11 protein-coding genes and 2 pseudogenes are annotated in these 15,859 nt (G+C 60.3%); 5 read left to right on the top strand and 8 right to left on the bottom strand.

All coding sequences use genetic code 11. The features are described from left to right. Window positions 1–194 (bottom strand): annotated as a pseudogene (locus N5D61_RS19290) (NGG1p interacting factor NIF3); the annotation flags it as partial. A gap of 6 nt (window positions 195–200) precedes the next feature. Continuing rightward, on the bottom strand, window positions 201–4,100 hold the full coding sequence (gene purL / locus N5D61_RS19285) for a phosphoribosylformylglycinamidine synthase (protein ID WP_279893863.1): 3,900 nt from the start codon (window positions 4,098–4,100) through the stop codon (window positions 201–203). A gap of 215 nt (window positions 4,101–4,315) precedes the next feature. On the opposite strand from purL, the gene mltF reads away from it, so the two are divergent. Then, a complete protein-coding gene (gene mltF, locus N5D61_RS19280) occupies window positions 4,316–5,776 on the top strand; it encodes a membrane-bound lytic murein transglycosylase MltF (protein ID WP_108235854.1) in 1,461 nt (486 codons plus the stop codon). 73 nt (window positions 5,777–5,849) lie between these two features. On the opposite strand, the gene tadA is transcribed toward mltF, so the two are convergent. Next, window positions 5,850–6,332 carry a tRNA adenosine(34) deaminase TadA gene (gene tadA, locus N5D61_RS19275; protein ID WP_279893862.1) on the bottom strand — a complete coding sequence of 161 codons (483 nt, stop codon included), beginning with the start codon at window positions 6,330–6,332 and terminating at the stop codon, window positions 5,850–5,852. Continuing rightward, a complete protein-coding gene (locus N5D61_RS19270; RefSeq protein ID WP_279893861.1) occupies window positions 6,332–7,705 on the bottom strand; it encodes a multicopper oxidase family protein in 1,374 nt (457 codons plus the stop codon). The genes tadA and N5D61_RS19270 overlap by 1 nt, the downstream gene beginning before the upstream one ends. Window positions 7,706–7,898: 193 nt before the next feature. Here N5D61_RS19270 and N5D61_RS19265 point away from each other — a divergent pair. Continuing rightward, window positions 7,899–8,135: pseudogene (locus N5D61_RS19265) on the top strand (DUF6861 domain-containing protein); the annotation flags it as partial. A gap of 121 nt (window positions 8,136–8,256) precedes the next feature. Then, complete coding sequence (locus N5D61_RS19260; protein WP_279893860.1) at window positions 8,257–8,577, top strand: hypothetical protein; 321 nt, start codon at window positions 8,257–8,259, stop codon at window positions 8,575–8,577. Between the two features lie 191 nt (window positions 8,578–8,768). Here N5D61_RS19260 and guaA read toward each other — a convergent pair whose 3' ends face one another. The 4 genes from guaA to N5D61_RS19240 all read right to left on the bottom strand — a co-directional run bounded on the left by guaA (window position 8,769) and on the right by N5D61_RS19240 (window position 13,447). Beyond that, on the bottom strand, window positions 8,769–10,346 hold the full coding sequence (gene guaA, locus N5D61_RS19255; protein WP_279893859.1) for a glutamine-hydrolyzing GMP synthase: 1,578 nt from the start codon (window positions 10,344–10,346) through the stop codon (window positions 8,769–8,771). A 100-nt stretch (window positions 10,347–10,446) separates the two neighbouring features. Next, window positions 10,447–11,916 (bottom strand): IMP dehydrogenase, encoded by a 1,470-nt coding sequence (gene guaB, locus N5D61_RS19250; protein ID WP_108235871.1) that lies wholly within the window; start codon window positions 11,914–11,916, stop codon window positions 10,447–10,449. 126 nt (window positions 11,917–12,042) lie between these two features. Then, on the bottom strand, window positions 12,043–12,591 hold the full coding sequence (locus N5D61_RS19245) for a sugar ABC transporter ATPase (RefSeq protein ID WP_279893858.1): 549 nt from the start codon (window positions 12,589–12,591) through the stop codon (window positions 12,043–12,045). Window positions 12,592–12,661: 70 nt separating this feature from the next. Further along, a complete protein-coding gene (locus N5D61_RS19240; protein WP_279893857.1) occupies window positions 12,662–13,447 on the bottom strand; it encodes a sulfite exporter TauE/SafE family protein in 786 nt (261 codons plus the stop codon). A gap of 173 nt (window positions 13,448–13,620) precedes the next feature. On the opposite strand from N5D61_RS19240, the gene xseA reads away from it, so the two are divergent. Both xseA and N5D61_RS19230 read left to right on the top strand, forming a co-directional pair. Beyond that, window positions 13,621–15,000, top strand: coding sequence for an exodeoxyribonuclease VII large subunit (gene xseA, locus N5D61_RS19235; RefSeq protein WP_279893867.1), 1,380 nt, complete (start codon window positions 13,621–13,623; stop codon window positions 14,998–15,000). A 54-nt stretch (window positions 15,001–15,054) separates the two neighbouring features. After that, the gene (locus tag N5D61_RS19230; RefSeq protein ID WP_279893866.1) at window positions 15,055–15,846 is read left to right on the top strand and encodes a peptidoglycan DD-metalloendopeptidase family protein; all 792 of its coding nucleotides are present in this window, start codon (window positions 15,055–15,057) and stop codon (window positions 15,844–15,846) included. The last annotated feature ends 13 nt before the right edge of the window (window positions 15,847–15,859 follow it).

Here is a 15,859-nt window from a genome sequence, read left to right as displayed (position 1 = left end):
TCTTCGACAGTCTCGATCTGCCCAGCCTGCCCAATGAACGGTCGACTGCCGTCCAATGGGCGGAACTGGCCTTGACCAAGCACCTGCCATGAACAGCAGTCATACGCGCCGATTCGCCCCGCACCGGCGGCGAACAACGCGCTCTTGACCTGCTCAACATGGCTCGGTGGCACGAAGAACGCGAGCTTGTACATCCCTGATCAGTTCACCCAGACACGCGCGTTACGGAACATGCGCATCCACGCGCCGTCTTCGCTCCACTCGTCCGGACGCCACGAGTTGTTCACCGCGCGAAACACACGCTCAGGGTGCGGCATCATGATGGTGACGCGACCGTCGCGAGTGGTCAGGCCCGTGATCCCGCGCGGCGAGCCGTTCGGGTTGGCCGGGTAGCTTTCGGTGACCTTGCCGTGGTTATCGACGAAACGCATGGCCACGGTGCCCGATACGTCGGTTTCAAGCAGGGCCTCAGTCGATTTGAATTCCGCATGGCCTTCGCCGTGGGCGATGGCGATCGGCATGCGCGAGCCCGCCATGCCTTGCAGGAAAATCGACGCCGACTTCTGGATCTCAACCATCGCCACGCGACCTTCGAACTGCTCGGAGCGGTTGCGCACGAAATGTGGCCAGAATTCGCTGCCCGGAATCAATTCGCTGAGGTTGGACATCATCTGGCAACCGTTGCACACACCCAGCGCGAAGCTGTCGTTGCGCTGGAAGAAGCCTTGGAACGCGTCACGCGCGCGGGCATTGAACAACGCGGACTTGGCCCAACCTTCACCGGCCCCCAGCACGTCGCCGTAAGAGAAACCGCCACACGCCACCAGCCCTTTGAATGCATCGAGGTCGACACGGCCCGCGAGGATGTCGCTCATGTGCACGTCCACCGAGGCAAAACCGGCGCGGTCGAAGGCCGCTGCCATTTCCACCTGGCCGTTGACCCCCTGCTCACGCAGGATCGCGACCTGCGGGCGCACACCCTTCTTGATGTAAGGCGCGGCGATGTCGTCGTTGACGTCATAGCCCAGTTTGACGTTCAGGCCGGGGTTGTCTTCCTCCAGCAGCGCGTCGAATTCCTGGTCGGCGCAGTCGGCGTTGTCACGCAGGCGCTGAATCTGGTAGCTGGTTTCCGCCCATTGGCGTTGCAGCAGGCGACGGTCGCCTTTGAACAACGCTTCGCCGCCCAGGCTGATGGTCACTTCGCTGTTATTGATCGGCTTGCCGACCACTGCCACGCAGTCTTCGCCCAGACCGGCTGCGCTGAATTGTGCGAGGACCACCGGGGTGGCGTCCTGACGCACTTGAATCACCGCACCCAGCTCTTCGTTGAAGAGAATGGCCGCGACCTTTTCACGCTTGCTGGTCAGGGTTTCGAGCTTCAGGCTCAAACCGCAGTGACCGGCGAACGCCATTTCCAGCACGGTGGTCATCAGACCGCCATCGGATCGGTCGTGGTACGCCAGCAGGTGGCCGTCGGCATTCAGGCCCTGAATCACGGCGAAGAAGGCTTTCAGGTCTTCGGCGTTGTCCACGTCCGGCGCCGCCTTGCCCAACAGACCGTGGGTCTGCGCCAGAATCGACGCGCCCATGCGGTTCTTGCCACGGCCCAGGTCGATGAGGATCAGGTCCGTCTCGCCCTTGTCCATCCGCAATTGCGGGGTCAGGGTCTTGCGCACGTCACTCACCGGCGCGAAACCGGTGACGATCAGCGACAGCGGCGACGTGACGGTTTTTTCGGTGCCTTCATCGCTCCAGCGAGTTTTCATGGACATGGAGTCCTTACCCACCGGAATCGTGATACCCAGCTCAGGGCACAGTTCCATGCCGACCGCTTTGACGGTGTCGTACAGACGTGCGTCTTCGCCTGGGTGACCGGCAGCAGACATCCAGTTGGCCGACAATTTGATGTCGGAAAGCTTCTCGATGCGCGACGCGGCGATGTTGGTGATGGTTTCACCAATGGCCATGCGCCCGGACGCCGGAGCATCCAGCAGCGCCAGCGGCGTACGCTCACCCATCGCCATGGACTCGCCGGTGTACACGTCGAAGCTGGTGGCGGTCACAGCCACGTCAGCCACCGGCACTTGCCATGGGCCGACCATCTGGTCGCGATTGACCAGGCCGGTGATGGTGCGGTCGCCGATGGTGATCAGGAAGCTCTTGCTGGCCACGGCCGGGTGCCGCAGAACGCGCTGCACACTTTCTTCGAGATCGAGCGTGTTCGGATCGAAATCATCGCCCAGCTCGGCTTCGCGGGTGGCGCTGCGGTGCATGCGTGGCGGTTTGCCCAGCAGCACCTCAAGCGGCATGTCCACCGGGGTGTTGTTGAAATGGCTGTCAGTGACGGTCAGTTGCGGTTCTTCGGTCGCCTCACCCACAACGGCGAACGGGCAACGTTCGCGTTCGCAGATCGCCTGGAAACGCTCGAAATCAACGGCGCTGACGGCCAACACGTAGCGTTCCTGGGATTCGTTGCTCCAGATCTCGTGCGGCGCCATGCCCGGTTCGTCGTTCGGCACATTGCGCAGCTCGAAGCGACCGCCACGGCCGCCGTCGTTGACCAGTTCCGGGAAAGCGTTGGAAATACCACCGGCGCCGACGTCATGAATGAAAGCGATCGGGTTTTTGTCACCCAACTGCCAGCAGCGATCAATGACTTCCTGGCAGCGGCGTTCCATCTCAGGGTTTTCACGCTGAACCGAGGCAAAATCCAGGTCCGCGGAGCTGGTGCCGGTGGCCATGGAGGAAGCGGCACCGCCGCCCAGTCCGATCAGCATCGCCGGACCGCCCAGCACGATCAGTTTGGCGCCCACGGTGATCTCGCCTTTCTGCACGTGCTCTTCGCGGATGTTGCCCATGCCACCGGCCAACATGATCGGCTTGTGGTAGCCACGGACTTCTTCGCCGCGCGGGGTGTTGATCGACTGCTCGAACGTGCGGAAATAGCCTGTCAGGGCCGGACGACCGAATTCGTTGTTGAACGCGGCGCCGCCCAGCGGCCCTTCGATCATGATGTCCAGCGGAGTGACGATGCGCTCGGGCTTGCCATACGGCTTCTCCCAAGGCTGCTCGAAACCCGGAATGTTCAGGTTGGAAACGGTGAAGCCGGTCAGGCCCGCCTTGGGCTTGGCGCCACGCCCGGTCGCGCCTTCGTCGCGGATTTCCCCCCCCGAGCCGGTGGACGCGCCTGGGAACGGTGCAATGGCGGTCGGGTGGTTGTGAGTCTCGACCTTCATCAGAATGTGCACCGGCTCCTGCACCGCGCCGTACTGGCGGGTTTCAGGATTCGGGAAGAAACGGCCGGCGGTGTGGCCGACGATGACCGAGGCGTTGTCCTTGTAAGCGGACAGCACACCCTCGTTGTGCATCTGATAGGTGTTCTTGATCATGCCAAAGAGGCTTTTCTCCTGGCTCTGGCCGTCGATGTCCCAACTGGCGTTGAAAATCTTGTGACGGCAGTGCTCGGAGTTCGCCTGGGCGAACATCATCAGTTCGATATCGTGAGGGTTGCGCTTGAGCCCCACGAAGGCATTGACCAGATAATCGATTTCATCTTCAGCCAGGGCCAGGCCCAGATCGACGTTGGCTTTTTCCAGCGCGGCGCGCCCACCACCCAATACGTCGACGGCCGTCAACGGCTTGGGCTGCGCATGGCTGAACAGGCCGGATGCGTCTTGCAGCGCAGAGAGCACAACCTGGGTCATGCGGTCATGCAGGGCGTCCGAAAGTACCTGGGCGTCAGCGTCGCTGAACGAGCCCTCGACATAAAAGGCGATGCCACGCTCGATGCGCTGGATCTTGCTCAGGCTGCAATTACGCGCAATGTCGGTGGCCTTGCTCGACCATGGCGAGATGGTGCCGAAACGCGGCAACACCAGGAACAGACGACCACGAGGCTCCTGAACCGGCACGCTCGGGCCGTACTTGAGCAGGCGGTCGAGGACTTGTTGCTCTGCCTCATCCAGCGCGCCGGTTACTTCAGCGAAGTGAGCGAATTCAGCGTACAGGCCACTGACAGCCGGAACCTTGTCGGTCAGCTGCTCAAGTAATTTCTTGTGGCGGAAGGCGGAAAGGGCGGGAGCACCACGCAGGATCAACATCGTCGGGACAGCCTCGGGGAAGGGGGTGTGCTTTGAGGCCGTGCATTCTAGCCTAAACGTGGCCTTTGGGCACCCGAAACGAAGGCAGCGACGCGCCCGAATATCGGTGCGCGAGCGTTTACCACCCCTACGCGGAGAAAAAACTGTGTGCTTTATCAGACGCGACCTGCTCTGTCGAGATATGGCGGTCAGCGCGCTTTGCGTATACTGCACCGATGTTTTCCCCATCGGATTTCCGTCCACGCTGCGCCAGGTGGCTCATCGCAACCGGAATCTTCCTGCTGCTCGGCGCCTGTGTTGAAAAACCCAACACGCTGGAACGAGTCAAGGAGGATGGCGTCCTGCGCGTGGTCACTCGCAACAGCCCCGCAACCTACTTTCAGGATCGTAACGGTGAAACCGGTTTCGAGTACGAACTGGTCAAGCGTTTCGCCGACGATCTGGGCGTGGAGCTGAAGATCGAAACCGCCGACAACCTCGATGACCTGTTCGACCAGATGAACAAACCGGGAGGGCCTGTATTGGCGGCCGCCGGGCTGGTCAGCACCGAAAAGCGTGCCAAACAGGTACGGTTCTCTCATTCCTACCTGGAAGTCACACCGCAGGTCATCTACCGAAACGGCCAATCACGGCCGACCGACCCGGCCGATCTGGTGGGCAAGAAGATCCTGGTTCTCAAAGGCAGCAGCCATGCCGAACAACTGGCTGCGCTGAAGCTCAAGTACCCGGGCATCGAGTACGAGGAATCCGATCAGGTTGAGGTCGTCGATCTGCTGCGCATGGTCGACGAAGGGCAGATCGACCTCACGCTGGTGGATTCCAACGAATTGGCGATGAACCAGGTGTATTTCCCCAACGTGCGAGTGGCTTTTGATCTCGGGGATGGCCGGGATCAGCGATGGGCCGTGGCATTGGGCGATGACAACAGCCTGTTGAACGAGATCAATGGCTTCCTCGACAAGATGCAGAAGAACGGCATGCTGCAGCGGCTCAAGGACCGCTACTACGGGCACGTGGACGTACTCGGCTATGTCGGTGCCTACACCTTCGCCCAGCACTTGCAGGAACGCCTGCCCAAATACGAGAAACACTTCCAGGCGGCGGCCAAGGCCGAACAGGTCGACTGGCGCCTGCTGGCCGCCATCGGTTATCAGGAGTCACTCTGGCAACCGGGCGTCACCTCCAAGACCGGTGTGCGGGGCCTGATGATGCTGACCCAGAGCACGGCGCAGGCCATGGGCGTCTCGAACCGGCTGGACGCCAAGCAAAGCATCCAGGGCGGCGCCAAGTATTTTGCGTACGTCAAGGATCAACTTGACGACACGATCCAGGAGCCGGATCGCACCTGGCTTGCGCTGGCGTCCTACAACATCGGCACCGGCCACCTGGATGACGCGCGCAAACTGGCGGAAAATGAAGGCCTGAACCCGAACAAATGGCTGGATGTGAAAAAGATGCTGCCACGGCTTTCGCAAAAGAAGTGGTACAGCAAAACCCGCTACGGCTACGCGCGAGGCGGAGAGCCTGTCAGTTTCGTCGCCAACATCCGTCGTTACTACGACATCCTGACGTGGGTCACTCAACCCCAACTGGAAGGCAGTCAGATCGTGGAAGGCAACATGCACGTACCGGGCGTGGACAAGACCAAGCCGCCAGAAGACAAGGCCCCTCTGTAACGGCTTGTGCCCAATCTCGTTTCGCGAGGCACGCGCTCGCGGATGACCCGCCCTTTCGCACCCCGTGTCCTGATCAGCCCTTTGCCCTTCTCATCCTGAAAAACTCACTCAAGACCGCGCCGCACTCCTCCGACAGCACGCCGCCTTCGTACAGCACGCGATGGTTGAGAAACGGCTGGGTGAAAAACTGCCCCTGGCTCTGCACCACGCCAGCTTTAGGCTCGGTCGCGCCGAACACCACACGACCGACGCGCGAGTGCACGATCAACCCCGCGCACATGCTGCATGGCTCCAGGGTCACGTACAGTGTGCAGCCTGGCAGACGGTAGTTGCTGACGGCCTGCGCTGCCGCGCGAATAGCGACCATTTCCGCGTGGGCGCTTGGGTCGTTGCCGCTGATCGGGCAGTTGTAACCCCGGCCGATGATCACCCCATCGTGCACCACCACCGCGCCCACCGGAACTTCCCCCAGGATCGCTCCCTGAGCGGCGAGTGCCAGGGCTTCGCGCATGAAATGCTGATCGCGGCTGCGATCGATGATTGGCGGCTGCCGCATTAAGACACCTCGATAGCGGCCATGAGGCCGGTTTCCATGTGATCGACCACATGGCAGTGGAACATCCACACCCCGGGATTATCCGCCACCAGCGCAACCCGCGCGCGCTCGTTTCGTCCTAACAGGTACGTATCGGTGAAATAGGGGATGATTTCTTTGCGATTGGACGCGATCACCTTGAAGCTCATGCCGTGCAGATGAATCGGGTGCTGGTACTGAGTCATGTTCTTCAATTCGAAGATGTAGCTCTTGCCCTTCTCGAGCCGAGCGATGGGCCGGTCGGCGCACGTCTTGTCGGTGATATCCCAAGCTTGGCCATTGATCTGCCACAGGCTCGGAGGCTTGCCATTATCAACATTGACTGACACCGCCCCCGCCCATTCGAAATTGAAGTTCAGCTTCTCGGCGTTGGCCAGATCCGGTTCGGCCACCGGATTGGCCGGCAGCTCGGGCGGCCAATCACCTGGCGCATCGTGAGTGGCGACCGAGCGAAACGTGCCCAACCGCACCGGACCGTTGCGCAGCGACACCTCTTCGCCTGCTGCCGGGGCTTTGATCGCCAGACAGATGCGCATGCCTGGGCCGAGCCAGTAATCCTTCCCCAACGGGCGGGGCTTCACCGGGTTGCCGTCCAGCGCATAGATCATCGCGTCAGCATCCGGCAGGTTCAGCCGGTAAGTGACGGTGTTGTCGAGGTTGAGGATGCGCACGCGAGTGATCTGCCCCGCTGGCAACTCCACCACACCTTGAGGCACTCCGTTGATGGTCGATAGCCGCCCGGCCGTGCCCTCGCGAGCGGCCTCACGGGTAACGCTGAAATCGGTAAAGGCGCCCTGCTCATCCACATGCCAGCTTTTCAGGCTGACGGTACGCTCATGGGCAAATCCGGTGGGCTCGCGCTCTTCGACAATCAACGGTCCCACCAGCCCCCGCCCCAACTCCTCACTGCTGCTGACGTGCGGGTGATACCAATAACTGCCTGCATCGGGCACGCGGAACCTATAGTCGAAGTACTCACCTGGCTTGACCGGAAGCTGGGACACATAGGGCACGCCATCCATCTCCAGCGGCAACCGGATGCCATGCCAATGAATAGTTGTTTCCACCGGCAAACGGTTGATGAATCGCACCCGCAACCATTCACCCTGCCTCACCCGCAATTCCGTGCCCGGCGCCGATGCACCAAACGCCCACGCCGGGGTCTTGAAGCCCGGCACCAGTTCGACATCCAGCGGCGCGGCGATCAGCTCATAGTCGTGCCCTTCTCCCGGTCCCGTGCGGCCCAGCCAATAGCGCGCGGCACCTCCGGCGCCCAGCCCGACAACGGCAAGACCGGCCAGACCTCCGAGAATTTGTCGACGGGTGAAAGACATTGCAAACGCTACCTGTTCAAAAAGCAGGGGGGAAATTCAAAGCACTGGATGAGAGGCTTTATGAAAGGCGAATACGATACACCTGCGTTTTGAGAAACTTAAGCGATGGCTGCTGCGATACACATTCAGTATTCATTCGGCTGACGCTTTGCTGAAGGTGCCCCCGAAGTGTGGCCATGGTGGCGCCACCGGCGGCGTCAAGCCAGAAGGGCTTGATCCTACCGGCGGCTCCTCAGCGCAGATCCAGGAGCGAACCGAACGCGCAGCACGACAACTGGCGCGTGGGCAGGAGCAATTGGTGTTGCTGCTGTTGAGGGCCATAGTCACCTACCTCGCTCGCGGCCAGATGAAGGCCGGGGTGATGAACAGCATGGAAAGCATCGCTACGCGCAGCGCCAAACTTCAGGTGGAGATTTCCAATAGGCAGTTTGCGGATTGGAGTTTGAAGGTAATATCACGAGAGCGGGAGGTGCGTCCCAATACCTGATTCCTAACAGACAAGAATGGTCTGCTGCGAAGCTTATAGGTGAAATCGATAACTAGGCATCATCATGGACAATCTGACTTTAAAAAAATCGGCAGTAGAACTACGAAAACATCTCGAGCTACACAAGAAAACGGAGCCGGCAGCGCTATATCTATACGAACAATTGGAGCATCTAATATCCGCAGCTGAGCGGGGCGAAATTAGCACTCCCGTTGAGGCTAGAGAGGTACCAGATAGTAAAATTATGGATGAGTCAAATCTCAGAAAATACAAAGAGCTTTCGGAAGCTTACAGCACCTTCTACATTGAGCTTATTGGCATCCGAAATTCGGAAACATACAAAATGATGGAAGGCATGATTAGCGAAGCTCGAAAGGACAAGTAAACACCAGGATGTCTGCTACGCAGTTTCTTAGCTGGAGAGCCCCGTACAAAGCCCGACCACAAACTTTTAATAAAATCCACAAGGCGGACTGAATGTGTCTTTCATGCTGGCAACTCAATTTCTGACTGGTTATCTCCAAGCAATGAATCCTAAAACGATAAGGGCGCCTCTCGGCGCCCTTATCGTTCAAATCATTCCCACTCAATCGTCGCCGGTGGCTTGCTCGACACGTCGTAGGTGACACGAGAGATGCCGTCGATCTCGTTGATGATCCGGCCGCTGACAGTCTCCAACAGTTCGTAAGGCAGATGCGCCCAGCGTGCGGTCATGAAGTCGATGGTTTCCACAGCACGCAGAGCGACGACCCAGGCGTAACGACGGCCGTCACCGACCACGCCTACCGATTTCACCGGCTGGAACACCACGAACGCCTGGCTGACTTTGTGGTACCAGTCGGCTTTGCGCAGTTCTTCGATGAAGATGTGGTCCGCTCGACGCAGCAGGTCGGCGTATTCCTTCTTCACTTCACCAAGGATACGTACGCCCAGGCCCGGGCCTGGGAACGGGTGGCGATAGACCATGTCGTACGGCAGGCCCAGTTCCAGGCCCAGACGACGAACTTCATCCTTGAACAGTTCGCGCAGCGGCTCGACCAGTTTCAGGTTCATTTCTTCCGGCAGGCCGCCCACGTTGTGGTGCGACTTGATGACGTGTGCCTTGCCGCTTTTAGCGCCAGCGGACTCGATCACATCAGGGTAGATCGTGCCCTGAGCCAGGAACTTGATGTTGTGCAGTTTGGCCGATTCGGCGTCGAACACGTCGATGAACGTGCGACCAATGATCTTGCGCTTCTTCTCTGGGTCGGCCTCGCCGGCCAGATTGTTGAGGAACTGATCTTCGGCGTTCGCGCGAATCACTTTGACGCCCATGTTCTCGGCGAACATAGCCATCACTTGCTCGCCTTCATGTAGGCGCAGCAGGCCGTTGTCAACGAACACACAGGTCAGTTGATCGCCGATGGCTTTGTGCAGCAGGGCCGCAACCACTGAGGAGTCAACACCGCCGGACAGGCCCAGCAGCACGTTGTCAGTACCCACTTGAGCGCGGACTTGAGCGATGGCGTCTTCCGCGATCTTCGACGGGGTCCACAGCGCTTCGCAACCACAGATGTCGAGGATGAAGCGCGACAGGATGCGACCGCCTTGCTTGGTGTGGGTCACTTCCGGGTGGAACTGCACGCCGTAGTAACCGCGAGCGTCGTCAGCCATGCCCGCGATCGGGCAGCTTGGTGTGCTGGCCAGAATGTGGAACTCGGACGGCAGCTTGGTGACTTTGTCACCGTGGCTCATCCAGACGTCCAGGCCGAGCACGCCATCAGCATCGACATGGTCTTCGATACCGTCGAGCAGGCGGCTCTTGCCAACGACGTCGACACGGGCGTAACCAAACTCGCGCAGATCGGAACCTTCGACCTTGCCGCCCAGTTGCTCAGCCATGGTCTGCATGCCGTAGCAAATGCCAAGGACCGGCACGCCCAGGTCGAATACCGCTTGCGGACAGCGCGGGCTGTCGGCTTCGTGCACGGACTCGGGACCACCGGCGAGGATGACGCCTTTGGGAGCGAATTCGCGAATCGCTTCGTCGTCCATGTCGAACGGGTGCAGTTCGCAGTACACGCCGATCTCACGTACGCGACGGGCGATCAGTTGGGTGTATTGAGAACCGAAGTCCAGGATGAGGATACGGTGGGCGTGAATGTCGAGGGTCATGAGTCATTCTCGTCGAAAATCAGAAACAAGACGGGGCTGTAATGAACAGCCCCGCTACAGAATTCTTGAAACGCGCCCGAATCACCGGGCGCACTTCCAATCACCCTACGCGATAGTTCGGCGCTTCTTTGGTGATCTGCACGTCATGAACGTGGGATTCGGCCATGCCTGCGCCGGTGATGCGAACGAATTCGGGCTTGGTGCGCATCTCTTGAATGTTGGCGCTGCCGGTGTAGCCCATGGAAGAACGCAGGCCACCCATCAGTTGATGAATGATGGCAGCCAGCGACCCCTTGTACGCGACGCGGCCTTCGATGCCTTCCGGCACCAGCTTTTCGGCCCCCGCGGACGAATCCTGGAAGTAGCGGTCCGAAGAACCTTGCGCCTGGGACATCGCACCCAACGAGCCCATGCCACGGTAGGCCTTGTAGGAGCGCCCCTGGAAGAGCTCGATTTCACCTGGCGCTTCTTCGGTGCCGGCGAACATGGAGCCCATCATCACGCTGTAGGCACCCGCGACGATGGCCTTGGACAGGTCGCCGGAGAAACGGATGCCGCCGTCGGCGATCAGTGGAACGTCGGTGCCTTCCAGTGCTGCGGCCACGTTGGCGACAGCGCTGATCTGTGGCACGCCGACACCCGCGACGATGCGGGTGGTGCAGATGGAGCCCGGCCCGATACCGACTTTCACGCCGTCAGCACCGGCTTCGACCAATGCGCGCGCCGCTTCGCCGGTGGCGATGTTGCCGCCGATGACCTGAACGTCAGGGAAGTTCTGCTTGACCCAGCGAACACGGTCGATCACGCCTTTGGAGTGACCGTGCGCGGTGTCGACGACGATCACATCGACGCCAGCAGCCACCAGCGCAGTGACACGCTCGCCCGTGTCCTTACCGGTCCCGACCGCTGCACCGACACGCAGGCGACCCTGGTCGTCCTTGCTGGCCAGTGGGTAGGCCTTGGCCTTTTCGATGTCTTTGACGGTCATCATGCCCTTGAGGGCGAAGTTGCCGTCTACGATCAGGACCTTTTCCAAACGGTGCTTGTGCAGCAGCTCACGCACTTCGTTCTTGTCAGCGCCTTCGCGCACGGTCACCAGGCGCTCTTTCGGCGTCATCACTTCGCGGACCGGGATGTCCAGGCGATTTTCAAAACGCACATCGCGGGAGGTGACGATGCCGACCAGCTCACCATCATGCAGGACTGGGACACCGGAAATGTTGTGCAGGCGGGTCAGCTCGAACAGATCGCGAACGGTCGCATCGGCCTCGATGGTGATCGGGTCCTTGACCACACCGGCTTCGAACTTCTTGACCTTGCGCACTTCCGCGGCCTGTTGTTCGATGGTCATGTTCTTGTGGATGATGCCGATGCCGCCTTCCTGAGCCATGGCGATGGCCAGACGGGCTTCAGTGACGGTGTCCATAGCGGCGGAGACGAGGGGGATGTTCAGTTCGATGCCACGGGTCAATCGGGTTTTCAGACTGACTTCGTTGGGAAGCACCTCGGAATAACCGGGCACAAGGAGGATGTCGTCGAATGTAAGGGCTTCTTGGCTGATACGCAGCATCGCTGGGCTCCCGAGCGGGAAAATGGAAGCGCGCCATTATACCTAGACACCCACCCTTGCTCAACGTAAAGATCAGGCAATTTCATAATCAATGCGATGCACACACCCTATGAACCGCCACACGGCCTAAAGGCGGACTTTGACGAATGAAACCGGCCGATCCAGGCGCTCGGCGAAGGCCTCGAGAAAGCTGGCCTTGAAGCCGGCATCCAGCCAGTCGTTGAAGATGAAACCGAGGTTTGAAAACCCGCAGGCGTCAAGGAACAGAAAGCCGTTGATATCATCTTCAAACCCGCATTCCGGGCAGGTGAAATTGTCGGTATGGCCCGGCATCCATTCCTCGAGGCTGTCGAACAGCGCCTCGCCAATTTCACGACGGCATTCCGGACAGCCGGCCTCTTCCTTGAACCCTTGCTGTGGCGTGTAGATGCAGCGCTTCAGGACGATCTCCAGACCGTTCACCGCTTTGCCGTAAGGCAATGCATCGGGGTTTTCCACGAACCGGCGCGCCCCAGGTCCGATCCCATAGGCCATACGATTGAAGCTGCGCCCACAGGTGCTCAGCGACTCCTCGACCACCTCCAGCTTCACCAGCCAACGCAGGATCGCCCGCGCCTTCGCCTCGTGGGCGGGAAAGCTGGATATCTGCGGGACGATGATGCTTTGGGTGTTCATACCGTGGCCTGTGGACGCGTGATCGGGGGCGGCAGCTTAATGCCGTCGCCAACCGAGTCAAGTATGGGCCTCAACCGGTGACGTAGCGACCGACGAGGGTGATGCCACTGATCAGCACCAGCCAAGTCACCAAGCGCACGAACGTTTCCCGGGACAGGCGCTTCATCAGGCGACGCCCGATCCACGACCCAACCAGCATGGCCGGCAGCAGGCAGACTGCCATGACCAGCAACGGCAGTTGGGCATAGACACCGGTGACCGCGAACAAGCTCAGCCGCACGATGGTGCTGCAACTGATGAGTGCGTTCTGAGTGGCCCGCGCCTGGGATTTATCGGTCAGACGGCTGTTGAGGTAAATCGCATAGAGAAAGCCGCCGCTGCCAAACAGCGCGCCGAACAGCCCACCGACGGTCCCCATCGGTATCGACCACCCTGCCGACAACTGCGTAGGACGCACCTTTATCGCGAGGCTGTAGATCGAGTAGCCAATCAGGAACAGCCCCATTAATAGAAGCAGTAGGTCGGATTTCAGATTCAGCAGAAAAACCACGCCCAGGGTGCAACCGATCGCCATGCACGGCACCAGCCGCAGCAGCTCAGCGCGTACGATGGACTGCCGCGAGGGCAGCAAATGACTGAAAGCAGCCAAGAAATCCAGCATGACCAACAGCGGGATGATGCGCGACAGGGGCATGAAGTGAATCAGGAGAGGCCCGGCGACCAGCGCGGTGCCGAAACCGGCAATCGCGAAGACCAGATAAGCGGCGATCACACCGCCTTCGATGAGCAGCCAGTCAACGGGGGTAAGCCCCAACTGATCTAAAACGCCCGATAGTTCGGCGAACGGGGTGAGCATGGAACCCTCCATGGATGATCGGCGGCGCACAGCATACTTCATCCACCGACTTCTGCCGTGGGTACCCATTGGCTCATCGAGAAACTGTCGGTCGCAGGCCCATGACACACAGCATCCGGATGACGCCGATTAATGTGATGAGCCACGCGGCAATTCCCTTTATCATGCCCGCCATGATCAAAGATCCCTTTGCAAGACTCGGCCTCGACCGGGAAGTCCTCACTGTCAGCCAGCTCAACGGCCGTGCCCGGGTCTTGCTGGAAGATGTGTTTTCCAGCATTTGGGTCGAGGGCGAGATTTCCAACCTGTCTCGCCCAGCTTCAGGCCATGTGTATTTCACGCTCAAGGACAGCGGCGCGCAGGTCCGTTGCGCTTTGTTCCGCAGTAATGCCGCACGCGTGCGGCAGGCGCTGAAGGACGGTCTGGCGGTCAAGGTTCGGGGCAAAGTTTCGCTGTTCGAGGGTCGTGGTGATTACCAGTTGATCCTCGATACCGTCGAGCCCGCAGGCGATGGTGCACTGCGGCTGGCTTTCGACGCGCTCAAGGAAAAACTCAGCGCCGAAGGCCTGTTCAGCGCTGAACGCAAGGTCGCCCTGCCTCTACACCCGCAACGCATCGGTATCGTCACGTCACCCACGGGCGCTGTGATTCGCGACATCATCAGCGTGTTCAAGCGACGTGCGCCGCAGGTCGAACTGACACTGATTCCAACCGCCGTACAAGGCCGCGAAGCGATCAATCAGATCGTCCGGGCCTTAAAGACGGCGGACGCGAGAGGTTTCGACGCGTTGATCCTGGCTCGGGGTGGCGGTTCGCTGGAGGACCTGTGGTGCTTCAACGAAGAAGCCGTGGCGCGCGCCATCGATGCGTGCGTGACGCCGATCGTCAGCGCCGTAGGTCATGAGACCGACGTCTCCATCAGTGATTTCGTGGCCGATGTACGCGCCCCCACACCCTCGGCTGCAGCCGAATTGCTGGCCCCTGATTCCAGTGACCTGCATCGCCGCGTGGAAAACCTTCAGCGTCGATTGATCACGCGGATGCGCGACCGGCTGATGCGAGACCAGTTGCGGCTTGAGGGCATTTCCCGTCGCCTGCGCCATCCGGGCGAACGGCTGCGTCAACGCGCACAGCGGCTGGATGATCTGGACATGCGCCTGCGCCGTGCTTTCGAATCGCAGATGCACAAGCGCTCGACGCGGATCAGTCACCTGGAAAGCCGTCTCGCCGCCCAGCACCCGGGCCGCACCCTGGCCTTCCTGCGCCAGCGCCTGGAAGTATTAGCCGAGCGTCTGCCTCGGGCGATCCGGGAAAACCTCAAGACGCGACGCCTGCAATTGCAGAGTCAGGTGCAGACGCTCAATGTGGTCAGCCCTCTGGCTACATTGGGTCGCGGCTACAGCATCCTGCTGGATGAAAAAGGCAAAGCGGTCCGCAGGGCGCAACAAACACATACCGGTCAACGCCTCACGGCGAAGCTGGCCGAAGGCGAACTGCAGGTGCGCGTCGAAGACAACCACCTGACGCCCGTTACCCTCTCTCTATTGGACTGATCGATGCTGCCTTGTCTTTTACGCGCGTTGACCGGCGCTGCACTGGCGCTGTGCATGGCCCTTCCCGCCCATGCCGACAGCTATCTTTCGCGCTTGTTGAACAAGCCCGTGCCGGGTGGCGTGGCGGTCGTCGACCTCGGCGCTTCTGCACAACCGCCGAAAGCCACGTTTCAGGGCAAGCCGGTTTTGGTGGTGAAGGATGCGGAAGCACGGTGGCTGGCGATTGTCGGCATTCCTCTGACCGTAAAGCCGGGAAGCTCCCAGCAGGTGTCCAGCGGCGGGCGTAACCTCACGTTCGCGGTGGGGAGCAAAAAATACCCCGAACAGCACATCACGCTGAAAAACCAGCGGCAGGTGAACCCCAACCCCGATGACCTGAAACGCATCGAGCGGGAACTGGATGTGCAAGTGCGCGCTTACCGCACGTTCAGCCCGGTGACGCCGAGCAACCTGTTACTGGACAAGCCCGTGGACGGCCCGCTGTCGAGCAGGTTCGGCGTGCGTCGTTTCTTCAACGGCGAGGAACGCAACCCGCACGCTGGCCTGGACTTCGCGGTCCCGGCAGGTACGCCCATCAAATCCCCGGCAGCGGGCAAGGTGATTCTGATCGGCAATTACTTCTTCAATGGCAACACGGTGTTCGTCGATCATGGACAAGGTTTCATCAGCATGTTCTGCCACATGTCAAAAATCGATGTGAACGTCGGCGACTCAGTGCCGCGTGGGGGGATCGTGGGCCGCGTCGGTTCGACCGGACGCGCCACGGGGCCGCACATGCACTGGAATGTCAGCCTGAACGACGCGCGGGTTGACCCCGCAATCTTCATCAATGCCTTTCAGCCGTAGCGCCGGGATTCGC

It is taken from the genome of Pseudomonas sp. GD03842, from assembly GCF_029841165.1.
Taxonomy (GTDB): Bacteria; Pseudomonadota; Gammaproteobacteria; order Pseudomonadales; family Pseudomonadaceae; genus Aquipseudomonas.
Note: the sequence above shows the minus strand (reverse complement) of the source record. Positions and strands in the feature narration are given on the sequence as shown.

Coding starts and splice junctions, on each gene's coding strand:
- mltF (WP_108235854.1), top strand. CDS start 4,316: ATGTTTTCCCCATCGGATTTCCGTCCACGCTGCGCCAGGTGGCTCATC.
- N5D61_RS19260 (WP_279893860.1), top strand. CDS start 8,257: ATGGACAATCTGACTTTAAAAAAATCGGCAGTAGAACTACGAAAACAT.
- N5D61_RS19245 (WP_279893858.1), bottom strand. CDS start 12,591: ATGAACACCCAAAGCATCATCGTCCCGCAGATATCCAGCTTTCCCGCC.
- N5D61_RS19240 (WP_279893857.1), bottom strand. CDS start 13,447: ATGCTCACCCCGTTCGCCGAACTATCGGGCGTTTTAGATCAGTTGGGG.
- N5D61_RS19270 (WP_279893861.1), bottom strand. CDS start 7,705: ATGTCTTTCACCCGTCGACAAATTCTCGGAGGTCTGGCCGGTCTTGCC.
- purL (WP_279893863.1), bottom strand. CDS start 4,100: ATGTTGATCCTGCGTGGTGCTCCCGCCCTTTCCGCCTTCCGCCACAAG.
- tadA (WP_279893862.1), bottom strand. CDS start 6,332: ATGCGGCAGCCGCCAATCATCGATCGCAGCCGCGATCAGCATTTCATG.
- N5D61_RS19230 (WP_279893866.1), top strand. CDS start 15,055: ATGGCCCTTCCCGCCCATGCCGACAGCTATCTTTCGCGCTTGTTGAAC.
- guaA (WP_279893859.1), bottom strand. CDS start 10,346: ATGACCCTCGACATTCACGCCCACCGTATCCTCATCCTGGACTTCGGT.
- xseA (WP_279893867.1), top strand. CDS start 13,621: ATGATCAAAGATCCCTTTGCAAGACTCGGCCTCGACCGGGAAGTCCTC.
- guaB (WP_108235871.1), bottom strand. CDS start 11,916: ATGCTGCGTATCAGCCAAGAAGCCCTTACATTCGACGACATCCTCCTT.